Here is a 15,558-nt window from a genome sequence, read left to right as displayed (position 1 = left end):
CCGCGCGGCGACGGTCGCGCGGGGCCCCGCCGGGGAGAGGCGGGTTGCATAACCAGCGGAGGAACATCCGATATGTCACCGATTTTTCAGGGAATTCTGACGATCTTCATCGGCGTGACCGGATGTATCGCCTATTTCTACCTGTCCAATATCGTGCTCGACAAGGTGATCTTCCCGCCGCGCACCGATGACCGAGGGCGCAACATCCGCCGCGCCACGATGGTGCGGCCATGGCTGTTCATGCTGCCGGCGATGTTCGCGCTCGGGCTCTACCTCGTCTACCCGGTGGTGGGCAGCTTCTGGCGCTCACTCTTCAACCGCTCCGGCGACACCTTCGTGGGCCTCGGCAACTACACCCAGATGTTTTCGGAATCGGGCTTCCGCACGGCGCTTTTCAACAACTTCCTCTGGGTGCTGGTGGTGCCCGCCGCCTCGGTCTTCTTCGGGCTCTTGGTGGCGCAGCTCACCGACCGGCTGAAGTGGGGCAACATCGCGAAATCGCTGATCTTCATGCCGATGGCGATCAGCTTCGTGGGCGCCTCGCTGATCTGGAAGTTCGTCTACACGGTCGACCCGCAGATCGGCATCATCAACGCCATCCGCGACTCGCTGGGCCTTGCCGCCATCGACCCGCTGCAGATCCCGTTCTGGAACAACTTCTTCCTGATGGTGATCCTGGTCTGGATCCAGACCGGCTTTGCCATGGTGATCCTCTCGGCAGCGCTGCGCGGGATTCCCGAAGAGACCATCGAGGCCGCCATCGTCGATGGCGCCAACCCGTTCCAGCTGTTCTTCCGCATCAAGGTGCCGCAGATCAAGGGCACGATCCTCGTGGTCTGGACCACGATCACCATCCTCGTGCTCAAGGTCTTCGACATCGTCTACGCGATGACCGGCGGCAACTTCGATACCGAGATCCTGCCAAGCTACATGATGGACTACATGTTCCGTGACGACGGGCGGGCGACCGCCGTGGCCTTCGTGATCATGATCATCGTGCTGCCGGTGATGATCTGGAACATCCGCCAGGCGCGGAAAGAGATGTGAGGAGGCACGGCCATGGATAATATCGCCGGACAGAAAAGCTCGCTCTCGATCGTCACCAACCTCTGCGTCCTGTTCCTGGTGCTGCTCTGGCTGGTGCCGACCGTGGGGCTCCTGGTGTCGTCCTTCCGTGACCGCGAGCAGATCTCGCAGTCGGGCTGGTGGATGGCCATGTTCCCGGTGGAGCAGGCGTTCCGCGTGCAGCCCGAGGCCGATGGCGTGCGGCAGGACGGCGATCTCTACGTGCTCGAGGGCAACGTCTTCGGCACCGGCTCGGGCTCGGTCGCGGCCTTCGGCATCACCTCGCGCAACCCCGGCGCCGCCGAGACCGGCCAGACCTACGGGCGGCTGAAGCTCGAGGTCCGCGACAGCGACGGCGAGCTCGACACCGAGAACTACGAGACCGCCTGGCCCGCAGACGGTGCCCCCGAGGTGCCCGAGACCGACGAGGACGGCCGCCCGGTCGAGGGCTACAGCATCGACCGCGCGCTCACCATGGCGCCCAACGGCGACTTCACATGGGTTCAGGAGGGCGAGATCCGGCGGCCACCGACGCTTTACGTCGTGGCCAAGCAGCCGCCCGAGTTCGGGCTGCAGAACTACGAGCTGATCCTCTATTCCAACAACATGGACCGCGCCTTCATCAACACGATGACGGTGACGATCCCGGCGACCATCATCCCGATCCTGATCGCGGCCTTCGCGGCCTACGCACTGGCGTGGATGGACTTCAGCGGGCGGCAGTTTCTCATCGCCATGGTGGTGGGGCTCTTGGTGGTGCCGCTGCAGCTTGCGCTGGTGCCGCTGCTGACGCTGCACAACAAGGTGGGCATCGGGCAGAGCTTCCTCGGCATCTGGCTCGCCCACACCGGCTTCGGCCTGCCGCTCGCCATCTACCTGCTGCGCAACTACATGGTGGGCCTGCCGCGTGACATCATCGAGAGCGCCAAGGTCGACGGCGCCACCGACTTCCAGGTCTTCACCAAGATTGTGCTGCCGCTCAGCTTTCCGGCGCTCGCCAGCTTCGCCATCTTCCAGTTCCTCTGGACGTGGAACGACCTGCTTGTCGCCAAGGTCTTCCTGCCCTCGAATTCCGAGAGCTGGGTGATGACCGTCAAGATCGCCGACGACCTGCTGGGCTCGCGCGGGGGCGACTGGGGCATCCTCGCGGCGGCGGCCTTCGTCTCCATCGCGGTGCCGCTGCTGGTCTTCTTCGCGATGCAGAAATACCTCGTGCGCGGCCTGCTGGCCGGCTCCGTCAAGTAAGGAAACACGACACACCATGACCGATATGCCGGACATGTCCTCCGCGACGCTTCTCAAGAAAGACCCCGACTGGTGGCGGGGCGCGGTGATCTACCAGATCTACCCGCGCAGCTTCCAGGACAGTAACGGCGACGGGGTGGGCGACCTGCTGGGCATCGCCAAGCGCCTGCCGCACATCGCCTCTCTGGGCGTCGACGCGGTCTGGATCTCGCCGTTCTTCCGCTCGCCCATGGCCGATTTCGGCTATGACGTCAGCGATTACTGCGACGTGGACCCGATGTTCGGCACGCTCTCGGATTTCGACGTGGTGATCGACACCGCCCACAAGCTGGGGCTCAAGGTGCTGATGGACCTCGTCATGTCTCACAGCTCCATCGAGCACCCGTGGTTCAAGGAGAGCCGCTCGTCGAAGGACAATCCCCGCGCCAACTGGTACGTCTGGGCCGACGCCCAGCTCGACGGCACGCCGCCCAACAACTGGCTGTCGATCTTCGGCGGCTCGGCCTGGCAGTGGGATCCGACGCGCTGCCAGTACTACCTTCACAACTTCCTGACCGAGCAGCCCGACCTCAACTTCCACGAGCCGGCGCTGCAGGACACGCTGCTCGACGTGGCCGAGTTCTGGCTGCACCGCGGGGTCGATGGCTTCCGCCTTGATACCGTGAATTTCTATACGCATGACAAGCAGTTGCGGAACAATCCTCCACTGGCACCGGAAGAGCGCAACCCGATCACCGCACCGGCGGTGAATCCCTATACCTGGCAGAACCACCTCTACGACAAGACCCAGCCCGAGAACCTCGAGTTTCTCGCCCGGCTGCGCACGCTCATGAACCGCTACAACGCGGCCGCCGTGGGCGAGATTGGCGAGGACCAGCGCGGGCTCGAGGTGCTGGGCGACTACACGCGGGGCGACCAGCACCTGCACATGTCCTACGCCTTCGAGCTGCTCTCGGACCACGCGCCGACCGCGCCCTACATCGCCAAGGTCATGGACGACATGGAGGAAAAGGCGCCCGGGGGCTGGGCCTGCTGGGCGTTCTCGAACCATGACGTGGTACGTCACATCACCCGCTGGGGCGTGCCCGAGGAGGCGGCGCGGCTCTACATGACGCTGATGATGTGCCTGCGCGGCTCGGCCTGCATCTACCAGGGCGAGGAGCTGGCGCTGCCCGAGGCGGTGCTGAGCTTCGAGGATCTGCAGGACCCCTACGGCAAGCGCTTCTGGCCGGCCTTCAAGGGCCGCGACGGCGCCCGCACGCCGATGGTCTGGGAGCCCGACGAGATCAACGGCGGGTTCAGCACCAACATGCACCCGTGGCTGCCGGTGAGCCATGACCACCTGAGCCGCACCGTCGCGGACCAGGAAAAGGACCCGCTGGCGATCCTCCACCACTATCGCCGCGCCATCGCCTTCCGCCACGCCCACGAGGCGCTGCGCAAGGGCGAGATCAGCCACGTGGAATGCGAGGGCACGGTGCTCAAGTTCCGCCGCTGCCTCGGGCGCGAGGAAATCTTCTGCGCCTTCAACATCGGCGAGGAGCCGGTCACCGTGGCCGCGCCCCGCGGCCGTTGGCAGCAGATCGGGGCGGAACTGGGCTCGGCCGGGCCGGCGCCCGACGGCAAGCTGCATTTCGGTCGCTGGCAGCCGGTGCTGGCGCAGAAGATGTAATCGGGGGGAGGAAGATGGCAGACCTGAAACTCAAGGACGTCGGCAAGACCTACGGCGGTACGGTCGAAGTGCTGAAGCACATCGACCTCGACATCACGGCGGGCGAGCTGATCGTCTTCGTCGGCCCCTCGGGCTGTGGCAAGTCCACGCTGTTGCGAATGATCGCGGGTCTCGAGAAGATTACGACGGGCACGCTCGAGATCGACGGGCAGCTGGTCAACGACGTGCCGCCCGCGCAGCGCGGCATCGCCATGGTGTTCCAGAGCTACGCGCTCTATCCGCACATGACCGTGCGCGACAACATGGCCTTTGCGCTGCAGATCGCGAAGAAGTCCAAGGACGAGATCGAGGCCTCGGTGCAGCGCGCCGCCAAGATGCTGCAGCTCGAGCCCTATCTTGACCGCCTGCCCAAGGCGCTTTCGGGCGGTCAGCGGCAGCGGGTCGCCATCGGGCGCGCCATCGTGCGCGATCCCAAGGTCTATCTCTTCGACGAGCCGCTCTCGAACCTCGACGCGGCGCTGCGGGTGGCGACGCGCATCGAGATCGCCCAGCTCAAGGAGCAGATGCCCGAGCGCACGATGATCTACGTCACCCACGACCAGGTCGAGGCGATGACGCTGGCCTCGCGCATCGTGGTGCTGGCCAACAAGGGCGTGGCGCAGGTCGGCACGCCGCTCGAGCTCTACGAGACCCCGAACTCGGAATTTGTGGCGCAATTCATCGGCTCTCCCGCGATGAACCTGCTGCCGGGCGAGGTGATCGGCACCGGCCCCCGGACCACCGTGCGGCTGCCGGGCGGGGGCACCGCGCTCTCGGATGTGGCGACCGAGCCGGACGACATGGGGCTCAAGGTCAACGTCGGTATCCGGCCCGAGGACTTCGTCATCGCCGAGGACGCAGGCGTCTACACCGGCACCGTGGCGCTGACCGAGGCGCTCGGCGAGGTGACGCTGCTGCATTTCGAGGGAGACGGCGCGGCACTGGAGCCGGTGATCGCCAAGCTGCCGGGCATCCACCGCGGCCTTCGGGGCACCGAAGTGCGGCTGACAGCGGATCCGGCGAAGGTTCATCTGTTCGCCGAAGGGCAGTCCTTGCTCTATCGGTGATCTCGGAAATCATCGCTATATCAATGAGAAGTGAGGCGATTCTCATGCGTCGCCTCAGTCGTTCCGGGCGCCCGGCACGCGCCCGGAAGCGCCCTTCGCGCGCACGTCCCGACATTTCCCCTTTGACCGATCCCGGATCCCCGTGCTACCGAATACCCACGTCAGGGGAGTCCCGCCTAGGGGACTGAGAGGCTGACAGGGCGCTGTTTCGTACAGGCCCGGTGACGCGACCCTTTGAACCTGACCCAGTTGACGCTGGCGTAGGAAGACCGAAGGGCAATCCCCCCATTGCATCAGTCAGGGGCGGTCCTTTCGGGCCGCTGCGGCCCTTTGCGCATGTCCTGCGCCGGGCCGTATGGCCCCTTTCTGGCGCACGTTTCATCGGGGTCTTTTCGGAAGAGGAGACCGACATGAAAGATACGATCCCCACCATCTCCACCGGCGGCCTGCCGGCGTCGAGCAAGGTCTACGTCCATGGACAGACCCACGAGCTTCGGGTGCCCCTGCGCGAGATCGCAGTCACCGGCGAGGCGCCGCTGCGGGTCTATGACAGCTCGGGGCCCTACACCGATCCGGACATCGCCATCGACATCGGCAGGGGCCTGCCCGAGGTGCGCGGCGGCTGGCTTCAGGCGCGCGGCGACGTCGAGGAATACGACGGCCGCTCCGTCACCGACGCCGACAACGGCTTTGCCAAGGGCGACCGGCTTGTGGCGGGCTTCCCGGTGCAGCGCGCGCCCCTGCGCGCCACCGGCGACCGTGCCGTCACACAGCTTGCCTATGCCCGCGCGGGCATCGTCACGCCCGAGATGGAGTTCGTGGCAATCCGCGAGAACGAGGGCCGGATGGCGGCCTACAGCCGCGGCGGCGAGCCCATGGGCGCCAACCTTCCCGACCTCGTGACGGCCGAGTTCGTGCGCGACGAGATCGCCGCGGGCCGCGCCATCATCCCGGCCAACATCAACCACCGCGAGCTCGAGCCGATGATCATCGGCCGCAACTTCAAGGTGAAGATCAACGCCAATATCGGCAATTCCGCCGTCACCTCCTCGATGGAGGAAGAGGTCGAGAAGATGGTCTGGGCGATCCGCTGGGGCGCCGACACCGTCATGGACCTCTCGACGGGGCGCAACATCCACAACATCCGCGACTGGATCATCCGCAACGCGCCGGTGCCGATCGGGACCGTGCCGCTTTACCAGGCGCTCGAGAAGGTCGGCGGCATCGCCGAGGACCTGACGTGGGAGATCTTCCGCGACACGCTGATCGAGCAGGCCGAGCAGGGGGTGGACTACTTCACCATCCACGCCGGTGTCCGCCTGCACATGATCCCGATGACCGCCAAGCGCGTCACCGGTATCGTCAGCCGCGGCGGCTCGATCATGGCCAAGTGGTGTCTGCACCATCACCGCGAGAGCTTCCTCTACGAGCATTTCGACGAGATCTGCGACATCTGCCGCAAATACGACGTCAGCTTCTCGCTGGGGGACGGGCTGCGCCCGGGCTCCATCGCCGACGCCAACGACGAGGCGCAGTTCGCCGAGCTGCGGACGCTGGGCGAGCTTACCAAGATCGCCTGGGCCAAGGATTGCCAGGTGATGATCGAAGGCCCTGGCCACGTGCCCATGCACAAGATCAAGGAGAACATGGACGAGCAGCTCAAGCATTGCCACGAGGCGCCGTTCTACACGCTCGGACCGCTCACCACCGACATCGCGCCGGGCTACGACCACATCACCTCGGCCATCGGGGCGGCGATGATCGGCTGGTTCGGCACCGCGATGCTCTGCTACGTGACGCCGAAGGAACATCTCGGGCTGCCCGACCGCGACGACGTGAAGACCGGCGTCATCACCTACAAGCTCGCGGCCCATGCGGCGGATCTCGCCAAGGGTCACCCGGGCGCGCAGATGCGCGACGACGCCATCAGCCGCGCGCGCTTCGAGTTCCGCTGGGTCGACCAGTTCAACATCGGGCTCGACCCCGACACCGCGCGCGGGATGCATGACGAGACCATGCCCGCCGAGGCTCACAAGGTGGCGCATTTCTGCTCCATGTGCGGGCCCAAGTTTTGCTCGATGAAGATCAGCCACGACATCCGTGCCGAAGCCGAGAAGCAGCAGGGCATGGAGAAGATGGCCGAGAAGTTCCGCGAGGGTGGCGCGCTCTACGTGCCGGCGGAGCCAGCGGAATGATCTCGGTGCTGGGCGCCGGGGTGGCGGGGCTCTGCGCCGCCACCGCGCTGGCCGAACGCGGCCTGCCGGTCGAGGTGATCGAGGCGGCGACGCCTCCGGTCTCCCGGCTGGCGGGTGGTATGCTCGCGCCCTTCTGCGAGGGCGAAAGTGCGCCCGAGGTCATCGTCTCGCGCGGGCAGGCGGCCATCGGCTGGTGGCGCGCGCGGGCAAAGAGCTTCGAGCAGCGCGGCACGCTGGTGGTCGCCGCGCCACGCGACGCGGGCGAGCTCGACCGCTTCGCCCGCGCCACCCGCGGCCACGACTGGGTGCGGCCCGACGATCTTGAGCCCGATCTGTCGGGGCGGTTCTCGGCGGGGCTGTTCTTTGCCGACGAGGCCCACATGGATCCTCACGAGGCGCTGGCCTCGCTGCGCGAGCGCCTTGTCGCGCGCGGGGTTGCCTTCCGCGAACAGCCGTCGGGGCGGATCGTCGACTGCCGGGGCATCGCCGCCCGCGACCGGCTGCGCGACCTGCGCGCGGTGCGGGGCGAGATGCTCGAGCTGCACGCGCCCGAGGTCACACTCACCCGCACCATCCGCCTGCTGCATCCGCGCTTTCCCTGCTACATCGTGCCCCGCGGCAAGGGGCGCTACATGGTCGGCGCCACCATGGTGGAAAGCGCCCGCGACGGCGCCGTCACAGCGCGCTCGCTGATGGAGCTGCTCTCGGCGGCCTGGACCGTGCACCCGGGGTTCGGCGAGGCCGAGGTGGTCAGCACCGGCGCGGGGCTGCGCCCGGCCTTTCCCGACAACATCCCGCGCCTGCGCCGCGAGGGCGGGCGCATCCACCTGAACGGCATGTATCGCCACGGCTTCCTGATGGCGCCGGTGCTGGCCTGCGAGCTTGCCGAGGAGATGGCAAAGGAGACCTGCCATGCGCATTGAGCTGAACGGTGCCCGCGTCGAGACCGGGGCAATCACGCTGGCCGAGCTCGTCGCCGAGCGCGGCTTTCCCGAGACCGCCGTGGCGACGGCCCTAGACGGTGCTTTCGTGCCCCGGGGCGCCCGCGCCGACACCGCACTTGCCGAGGGCGCGCGGGTCGAGGTGCTCACACCGATGCAGGGGGGCTGAGCCATGTTCTACGGAACCGAACTGACCAGCCGCCTGATGCTGGGCACCGCGCAATACCCCTCGCCGCAGGTGCTGCGGGACGCCATCGCCGCCTCGGGCGCCGAGGTCATCACCGTGTCGCTGCGCCGCGAGGGGCGCGAGGGCGGCGCCTTCCGCGAGATCCTGAAGGACAGCGGCTGCCGCCTGCTGCCCAACACCGCCGGCTGCCATTCGGCCCGCGAGGCGGTGACAACGGCGCAGATGGCGCGCGAGCTTTTCGGTACGGACTGGATCAAGCTCGAGGTCATCGGCCATGCCGACACGCTGCAGCCCGATCCCTTCGCGCTGGTCGAGGCCGCGCACATCCTCTGCGCCGAGGGTTTCGAGGTGTTTCCCTACACCACCGAGGACCTGATCCTCGGCGAGAAGCTGATCGAGGCGGGCTGCCGGGTGCTGATGCCTTGGGGCGCGCCGATCGGCTCGGGGCAGGGGCTGTCCAACCGTTCCGGCCTCGCGCGGATGCGGGCACATTTCCCGGACGTGCCGCTGGTGATCGACGCCGGGATCGGCGCGCCATCTCAGGCGGCGGAGGCGATGGAGATGGGCTTCGACGCGGTGCTCCTGAACACCGCCGTGGCAAGCGCCCGCAACCCGGTCGCCATGGCCCGCGCCTTCGGGCAGGCGGTGGAGGCAGGGCTCGCGGCGCATGAGGCGGGGCTCATGCCGCGCCGCGACATGGCGCGGGCGTCGACCCCGGTCTTCGGCATGGCGGAGCTGGCAGGATGAGGCTCGATCCCTTTTATCTCATCGTCGGCCACGTCTCCGAGCTCGAGCTTCTGGTGCCGCGCGGCGTTCGGCTGGTGCAGCTGCGTCTCAAGGGCGCCGGGGACCGCGAGATCCGCCGCCAGATCGCCCGCGCCCGCGATCTCTGTGCCGTGCATGGCGCGCAGCTCGTGGTCAACGATCACTGGCAGGCGGCGATGGACCTCAACTGTGGCGCGGTGCATCTCGGGCAGGAAGACATGGACGAGGCCGATTTCGCCGCCCTGCGCCGCAGAGGCGTGGCCTTCGGGCTCTCGACCCATGACGAGGCCGAGCTCGACCGGGCGCTTGCGCTCGATCCGGCCTACGTGGCGCTGGGGCCGGTCTGGCCGACGCTGCTCAAGAAGATGAAATGGGGGCCGCAGGGGCTGGATCGCGTGCGCTCATGGAAGCGGCGCGCCGGCTCGGTGCCGCTGGTGGGCATTGGCGGCGTCACCCCCGAGCGCCTGCCCGAGCTTTTCGAGGCGGGTGCCGACAGCGCCGCGGTGGTGACCGACATCGCGCAGGCCCACGACCGTGAAGCGCGCTGCGATCTCTGGATCGAGGCCACCGCGCCATGGCGATGACCCGCTATGCACGTCAGATGATCCTGCCCGAGATCGGCGCGGCGGGGCAGGCCCGGCTGGCCGCCGCGCGGGTGCTGGTGGTGGGCGCGGGCGGGCTCGGCTCGACCGTGCTGCCGCTTCTTGCGGGCGCCGGGGTCGGTGCGCTGCGCGTGGTCGACCACGACGTGATCGAAGAGAGCAACCTGCACCGCCAGACGCTCTACCGCATGAGCGACCTCGGCCGTCCCAAGGCCGCGGTCGCCACCGATGAGCTGCGGCGGCTGAACCCCGACTGTGCGGTGACGCCCGAGGTCGCGCGGCTCGATCCCTCGCGCGCCCGGGCGTGGGTGGCCGAGGCGGAGCTGGTGATCGACGCGGCGGATGCCTTCGCGGTCACCTATGCGCTCTCTGATGCCTGCCTTGCCGCGGGCGTGCCGCTGATCGCGGCCTCGGTGCTGGGCCGGGCAGGGCACGTGGGTGGCTTTTGTGGCGGGGCCCCGAGCTACCGCGCCGTGTTCCCCGATCTGCCGCCGGGGCTGCAGAACTGCGCCTCCGGCGGGGTCATGGGGCCTGCCGTGGCGGTGCTCGGCGCGCTGCAGGCGCAGATGGCGCTGTCGGTGCTGCTGGGGCTCGAACCCTCGCCGCTCGGGCTGCTCTGCCGCGTCGATCTTGCCAGTTGGCAGGTGACGGGGTTCCGCTTCGACGGTGCCTCCGAGCCCTCGGTCGCGGGGCCCGTGTTGCTGGGTGCGGACGAGTTGTTGCCCGGCGATATGGTGATCGAGCTGCGCGACGTGGTGGAGGCGCCCGTGCCCGCCGTGCCCGGCGCCCGCCGCGTCTCGCCCGAGGGCTGCGCGAGCCTCGCTCCGGCGCCCGAGGAACGGCTGGTCTTCGCCTGCACCAGCGGCCTGCGGGCATGGCGCGCGGCGCAGGGCGCGCTGGCGCGGGGCCATCGCGCGGCGGTGCTGGCGTGACGCCCGTGGTGCTCTGCATCGGCGGCATGGACTCGAGCGGCGGCGCCGGGCTCTTGCGCGACGCGGCATCCGTGGCCACGGCGGGCGCGCGGACCCGCGTTGCCGTGACCGCGGTGACCGCCCAGAGCGACGCGCGCGTGCGCGCGGTCTCGCCGGTGGCGCCCGAACTGGTCGTGGCGCAGATCGCCTCGGCCCTCGAGACCCGCGTCGATGCGGTGAAGCTTGGTATGCTGGTGGACGCGCCGACCGTGGCGGCGGTGGCCGGGGTCTTGCCGCAGGTGCCGCTGGTGCTCGACCCGGTTCTGGCCTCGAGCTCGGGCCGGGTTTTGCTCGACCCGCCGGGCGTCGCGGCGCTCATTGAAGCGCTGCTGCCGCGCACCGAGGTGCTGACGCCGAACCTGCCCGAGCTGAGCGCATTCGGAGCCTGCTTCGGCATTTCGGGTGAGCCCGAAATCGTCCGCGCGCTACAGGGGGCGGGCTGCCGCTGGGTGCTGGTTAAGGGCGGCCACGCAGACGGGCAGGGCTGCGAGGACCGGCTTTACGGCCCCGACGGCCCCGACGGTGCAATCGAGCGAATCCACGGCCCGCGCCATCCCAGCACCCTGCGCGGCACCGGCTGCCAGCTTGCCTCGGCTATCGCTGCGGGACGCGCCCTCGGCCTCACGGTGCCCGAAGCGGTACGCCGGGCGCGGAGGCTGCTCGAAGCGCGCTTCATCGCGGAAGGGCGTCGGGATGAGGCCTGAGCGGGCGTGACGGGGCGTGTGATCCTGGCGCGCATGGCGCGGCGATGCGGCCCAATCTGGTGAAAACGTCAGGGATGCGCCGGGACCAACAGCCGTCAAACTCGTGCCAGAAACCAATCGTGGCGTGATTGTCCGGCGCAGATCAGACCCCGATTGCGGCGAGACGAGAACAGATCGAGACGGCCAGCTACGGCACCTGGACCGCCGCCACCCAAATCGCAACACAGCCGCTCAGAGGCCGCGCGCCTTCAGAGACTGCGCGAACCCAGATCGTGGCGCGTGCTGCCGAAGATCACCGCACTTGCGCGCAGCTCCAGCGTGCCGACGTCGCCGTCGCGCTCGCCGAGCACCGTCAGCTCGTTGCCCGGCGCCAGCATCTCGGGGGTGAGCCCGGCGCTGCGGGCATCGATGAGGGGGCCGATGTCGACCGTCCAGGCCGTGCCGTCGGCCAGCAGCACCAGCCGCTCGTCGTGGGTCTCGAGTTGCGCCTGAGTGACCTGTCCGGTCAGCTCGATCTCGCCGTTCTCGGTGCTCTCGATCCCGTGATGCACCCAGGAGCTGGCCGCGATCAGGGTCCCGGCCCCCAGCACCAAGGCGATCATGTTCCGTCGGTCGAATGTCATTGCCGGTCCCTCATCCCTGTTGTCGTTCTCGAGCCCTTTCACAATGATCTAGGCACGCTCCGCCGTGCCCGGGGCAAACGCTTTCGTGATCGGCGGATCGCCGCTCTGCCAGACGCGGCCCGGCAAGCGCCCGGCGACTGCCCAGCCGCTGCCCAGGCCCGCCTGCCAACCACCGGAATGTGACGGCAATGCACAGCGGTTCGCGCTATGTTCTCATTTTGCCATTGGCGCGCCCCCGCCTTTCACCTATGTATCGGGCATCCGTCCCCGGAGGTCCCATGCCCGAGCTCAAGCAGATCGAAGTGCGCGGCGCGCGCGAGCACAATCTCAAGTCCATCGACGTCGACATTCCCCGCGACGAGCTGGTGGTGATCACCGGGCTCTCGGGCTCCGGCAAGTCGAGCCTTGCCTTCGACACGATCTACGCCGAGGGCCAGCGCCGCTATGTCGAGAGCCTTTCGGCCTATGCACGGCAGTTCCTAGACATGATGGAAAAGCCCGACGTCGATCACATCTCGGGCCTGTCGCCGGCGATCTCGATCGAGCAGAAGACGACCTCGAAGAACCCGCGCTCGACCGTCGGTACGGTGACCGAGATATACGACTACCTGCGCCTGCTCTTCGCCCGCGTCGGCACGCCCTATTCGCCCGCCACGGGCATGCCCATCGAAGCGCAGCAGGTCCAGGATATGGTCGACCGTGTCATGACCATGGAAGAGGGCACCCGCGGCTACCTGCTGGCGCCGATCATCCGGGACCGCAAGGGCGAGTACAAGAAAGAGTTCCTCGAGCTGCGCAAGCAGGGCTTCCAGCGGGTCAAGGTCGACGGCCAGTTCTACGAACTCGACGAGCCGCCGACGCTGGACAAGAAATTCCGCCACGACATCGACGTGGTGGTCGACCGCATCGTGGTCCGCGAGGGGCTCGAAACCCGGCTCGCCGACAGCTTCCGCACCGCGCTGGACCTGGCCTCGGGCATCGCCATTCTCGAGACCGCGCCCCGGTCGGGCCCGGGAGACGACGAGGCGGCCGCCGAGCCCGAGCGCATCACCTTCTCCGAGAACTTCGCCTGCCCGGTGAGCGGCTTCACCATCCCCGAGATCGAACCGCGGCTGTTCTCGTTCAACGCCCCCTTCGGCGCCTGCCCGGAATGCGACGGCCTCGGCGTCGAGCTGTTCTTCGACGAGCGCCTCGTGGTGCCGGACGCGACGCTCAAGATCTCGGACGGCGCCATCGCGCCGTGGCGCAAGGGCAAGTCGCCCTACTTCCTGCAGACCATCGAGTCGATCGCCAAGCACTATGAGTTCAACAAGAACACCCGCTGGAAGGACCTCCCGGCCCATGTCCAGCAGGTCTTCCTGCACGGCTCCGGGGACGAGGAGATCCCCTTCCGCTACGACGAGGGCGGCCGTATCTACCAGGTCGAGCGGGTGTTCGAGGGCGTCATTCCCAACATGGAACGGCGCTACCGCGAGACCGACAGCAGCTGGATCCGCGAGGAATTCGAACGCTACCAGAACAACCGCCGCTGCGGCGCCTGCGGCGGCTACCGCCTCCGCGAAGAGGCGCTGGCGGTGAAGATCGGCAAGACGGGCAGCCTGCTGCACATCGGCCAGGTGGTCGAGATGTCGATCCGCGAGGCCTATGACTGGATCGAAACCGTGCCCGCGGCGCTCACCGGCCAGAAGAACGAAATCGCCCGCGCCATCCTCAAGGAGATCCGCGAGCGCCTCGGCTTCCTCAACAACGTCGGTCTCGAGTACCTGACCATGAGCCGCGCCGCCGGCACGCTCTCGGGCGGCGAAAGCCAGCGCATCCGGCTCGCGAGCCAGATCGGCAGCGGGCTCACCGGCGTGCTCTACGTGCTCGACGAGCCCTCCATCGGCCTGCACCAGCGCGACAACGACCGGCTCATCGGCACGCTGAAATCGCTGCGCGACCAGGGCAATACGGTGATCGTGGTCGAGCATGACGAGGACATGATCCGCCAGGCCGACTACGTCTTCGACATCGGCCCCGGTGCCGGTGTGCACGGCGGGCAGGTGGTGAGCCACGGCACCCCCGACGCCATCGCCAAGGACCCGGCCTCTCTTACCGGGCAGTACCTCGCCGGCACGCGCGAGATCTCGGTGCCCGCGACCCGGCGCAAGGGCAACGGCAAGAAGCTGACCGTGGTCAAGGCCACCGGCAACAACCTCAAGGAGGTCACCGCCGAGTTCCCGCTGGGCAAGTTCGTCTGCGTCACCGGCGTCTCGGGCGGCGGCAAGTCGACGCTGACCATCGAGACGCTCTACAAGAACGCCGCGATGAAGCTCAACGGCGCCCGCGAGACGCCGTCGCCCTGCGAGACGATCAAGGGCTTCGAGCACCTCGACAAGGTCATCGACATCGACCAGCGCCCGATCGGGCGCACGCCGCGCTCGAACCCGGCGACCTATACGGGCGCCTTCACGCCGATCCGCGACTGGTTCGCTGGGCTGCCCGAGGCCAAGGCGCGCGGCTACAAGCCGGGGCGCTTCTCGTTCAACGTGAAGGGCGGCCGCTGCGAGGCCTGCCAAGGCGACGGTGTCATCAAGATCGAGATGCACTTCCTGCCGGACGTCTACGTGGAATGCGAGACCTGCAAGGGCAAGCGCTACAACCGCGAGACGCTCGAGATCCGCTTCAAGGGCAAGTCCATCGCCGACGTGCTCGACATGACGGTGGAAGAGGGGCAGGAGTTCTTCAAGGCGGTGCCCTCGATCCGCGAGAAGATGGACGCGCTCGTCCGCGTGGGGCTTGGCTACATCAAGGTGGGCCAGCAGGCGACGACGCTCTCGGGCGGCGAGGCGCAGCGGGTGAAGCTTTCCAAGGAACTGGCGAAACGCTCCACCGGGCGCACGCTCTACATCCTCGACGAGCCCACGACGGGCCTGCATTTCGAGGACGTGAAGAAGCTCCTCGAGGTGCTGCACGAGCTGGTCGAACAGGGCAACACGGTGGTGGTGATCGAACACAACCTCGACGTCATCAAGACCGCGGACCACCTCATCGACATTGGCCCCGAGGGCGGTGACGGCGGCGGCGAAATCGTCGCGACCGGCACCCCGGAAAAGGTCGCCGAGGTCGCTCGCAGCCACACCGGCCGCTACCTCGGCCCGATGCTGAAACCGGGCAAGGTCGCGGCGGAGTAACCCTCCGCGCGACCCGCCGCACACAGCGCATCGCCGCGCCCCGGCCCGGATCCGAGCGCGGCCTCCAGTCTTCATCTTGCCACATAAACTCCGGGGGAGTCGCCCAGGGGGCGACGGGGGCAGCGCCCCCTCCGACCTCCCCGTCACGCGGCAGCCGACGACAGCGCTCCAGCCGATCCATCCGGCAATGCAGCGACAGGCAGGCAGCGTCGCTTCGGACCGGACCACCGCCTCACTCCCCCAAACCGTCGCGCCCACGGCTCCGGTTTCCCGGCCAGAGGCGCCGAACCACCGGCCTCATAAAAGAAC

At 67.9% G+C, this 15,558-nt stretch carries 13 protein-coding genes; 12 read left to right on the top strand and 1 reads right to left on the bottom strand.

From position 1 onward, the window contains the following. Positions 1–72: 72 nt before the first annotated feature. The 11 genes from BLQ77_RS15115 (at position 73) to thiD (ending at position 11,453) form a co-directional block, all read left to right on the top strand. Positions 73–1,047: a carbohydrate ABC transporter permease gene (locus BLQ77_RS15115; protein ID WP_089960681.1), complete on the top strand. Its 975-nt coding sequence runs from the start codon at positions 73–75 to the stop codon at positions 1,045–1,047. 12 nt (positions 1,048–1,059) lie between these two features. Further along, a complete protein-coding gene (locus tag BLQ77_RS15110; protein WP_089960680.1) occupies positions 1,060–2,310 on the top strand; it encodes a carbohydrate ABC transporter permease in 1,251 nt (416 codons plus the stop codon). Positions 2,311–2,326: 16 nt separating this feature from the next. After that, the gene (locus tag BLQ77_RS15105; RefSeq protein ID WP_008885675.1) at positions 2,327–3,982 is read left to right on the top strand and encodes an alpha-amylase family glycosyl hydrolase; all 1,656 of its coding nucleotides are present in this window, start codon (positions 2,327–2,329) and stop codon (positions 3,980–3,982) included. A gap of 14 nt (positions 3,983–3,996) precedes the next feature. After that, positions 3,997–5,088: an ABC transporter ATP-binding protein gene (locus BLQ77_RS15100; protein ID WP_089960677.1), complete on the top strand. Its 1,092-nt coding sequence runs from the start codon at positions 3,997–3,999 to the stop codon at positions 5,086–5,088. A 410-nt stretch (positions 5,089–5,498) separates the two neighbouring features. After that, entirely contained in the window at positions 5,499–7,283 is a 1,785-nt protein-coding gene (gene thiC / locus BLQ77_RS15095; RefSeq protein WP_089960676.1) for a phosphomethylpyrimidine synthase ThiC, read from the top strand. Beyond that, entirely contained in the window at positions 7,280–8,206 is a 927-nt protein-coding gene (locus BLQ77_RS15090) for an FAD-dependent oxidoreductase (RefSeq protein WP_089960674.1), read from the top strand. The genes thiC and BLQ77_RS15090 overlap by 4 nt, the downstream gene beginning before the upstream one ends. Beyond that, complete coding sequence (gene thiS / locus BLQ77_RS15085) at positions 8,196–8,393, top strand: sulfur carrier protein ThiS (protein ID WP_008885385.1); 198 nt, start codon at positions 8,196–8,198, stop codon at positions 8,391–8,393. Before BLQ77_RS15090 ends, thiS begins: the two co-directional genes overlap by 11 nt. Before the next feature lie 3 nt (positions 8,394–8,396). After that, complete coding sequence (locus tag BLQ77_RS15080) at positions 8,397–9,158, top strand: thiazole synthase (RefSeq protein WP_089960672.1); 762 nt, start codon at positions 8,397–8,399, stop codon at positions 9,156–9,158. Further along, a complete protein-coding gene (locus tag BLQ77_RS15075) occupies positions 9,155–9,760 on the top strand; it encodes a thiamine phosphate synthase (RefSeq protein ID WP_089960670.1) in 606 nt (201 codons plus the stop codon). Before BLQ77_RS15080 ends, BLQ77_RS15075 begins: the two co-directional genes overlap by 4 nt. Then, complete coding sequence (locus BLQ77_RS15070) at positions 9,757–10,710, top strand: HesA/MoeB/ThiF family protein (protein ID WP_165617128.1); 954 nt, start codon at positions 9,757–9,759, stop codon at positions 10,708–10,710. Before BLQ77_RS15075 ends, BLQ77_RS15070 begins: the two co-directional genes overlap by 4 nt. Then, a complete protein-coding gene (thiD, locus tag BLQ77_RS15065) occupies positions 10,707–11,453 on the top strand; it encodes a bifunctional hydroxymethylpyrimidine kinase/phosphomethylpyrimidine kinase (protein WP_089960851.1) in 747 nt (248 codons plus the stop codon). Before BLQ77_RS15070 ends, thiD begins: the two co-directional genes overlap by 4 nt. Positions 11,454–11,701: 248 nt before the next feature. Here the strand turns inward: thiD and BLQ77_RS15060 are convergent, their stop codons facing one another. Further along, a complete protein-coding gene (locus BLQ77_RS15060) occupies positions 11,702–12,076 on the bottom strand; it encodes a hypothetical protein (RefSeq protein WP_089960666.1) in 375 nt (124 codons plus the stop codon). Between the two features lie 278 nt (positions 12,077–12,354). Between BLQ77_RS15060 and uvrA the strand changes: the two genes are divergently transcribed. Beyond that, positions 12,355–15,249, top strand: coding sequence for an excinuclease ABC subunit UvrA (gene uvrA / locus BLQ77_RS15055; RefSeq protein WP_089960663.1), 2,895 nt, complete (start codon positions 12,355–12,357; stop codon positions 15,247–15,249). Positions 15,250–15,558: the final 309 nt, after the last annotated feature.

It is taken from the genome of Salipiger thiooxidans (assembly GCF_900102075.1).
GTDB classification, from domain to species: Bacteria; Pseudomonadota; Alphaproteobacteria; order Rhodobacterales; family Rhodobacteraceae; genus Salipiger; species Salipiger thiooxidans.
The sequence above is the reverse complement of the archived record's forward strand: the minus strand, read 5'-3'. Positions and strand labels throughout refer to the sequence as shown.

Excerpts from the sequence above, each read along its gene's own strand:
- BLQ77_RS15090 (WP_089960674.1), top strand. The coding sequence starts at position 7,280 with ATGATCTCGGTGCTGGGCGCCGGGGTGGCGGGGCTCTGCGCCGCCACC.
- BLQ77_RS15105 (WP_008885675.1), top strand. The coding sequence starts at position 2,327 with ATGACCGATATGCCGGACATGTCCTCCGCGACGCTTCTCAAGAAAGAC.
- BLQ77_RS15100 (WP_089960677.1), top strand. The coding sequence starts at position 3,997 with ATGGCAGACCTGAAACTCAAGGACGTCGGCAAGACCTACGGCGGTACG.
- BLQ77_RS15070 (WP_165617128.1), top strand. The coding sequence starts at position 9,757 with ATGACCCGCTATGCACGTCAGATGATCCTGCCCGAGATCGGCGCGGCG.
- BLQ77_RS15110 (WP_089960680.1), top strand. The coding sequence starts at position 1,060 with ATGGATAATATCGCCGGACAGAAAAGCTCGCTCTCGATCGTCACCAAC.
- BLQ77_RS15080 (WP_089960672.1), top strand. The coding sequence starts at position 8,397 with ATGTTCTACGGAACCGAACTGACCAGCCGCCTGATGCTGGGCACCGCG.
- BLQ77_RS15060 (WP_089960666.1), bottom strand. The coding sequence starts at position 12,076 with ATGACATTCGACCGACGGAACATGATCGCCTTGGTGCTGGGGGCCGGG.
- uvrA (WP_089960663.1), top strand. The coding sequence starts at position 12,355 with ATGCCCGAGCTCAAGCAGATCGAAGTGCGCGGCGCGCGCGAGCACAAT.
- BLQ77_RS15075 (WP_089960670.1), top strand. The coding sequence starts at position 9,155 with ATGAGGCTCGATCCCTTTTATCTCATCGTCGGCCACGTCTCCGAGCTC.
- thiS (WP_008885385.1), top strand. The coding sequence starts at position 8,196 with ATGCGCATTGAGCTGAACGGTGCCCGCGTCGAGACCGGGGCAATCACG.
- thiC (WP_089960676.1), top strand. The coding sequence starts at position 5,499 with ATGAAAGATACGATCCCCACCATCTCCACCGGCGGCCTGCCGGCGTCG.
- BLQ77_RS15115 (WP_089960681.1), top strand. The coding sequence starts at position 73 with ATGTCACCGATTTTTCAGGGAATTCTGACGATCTTCATCGGCGTGACC.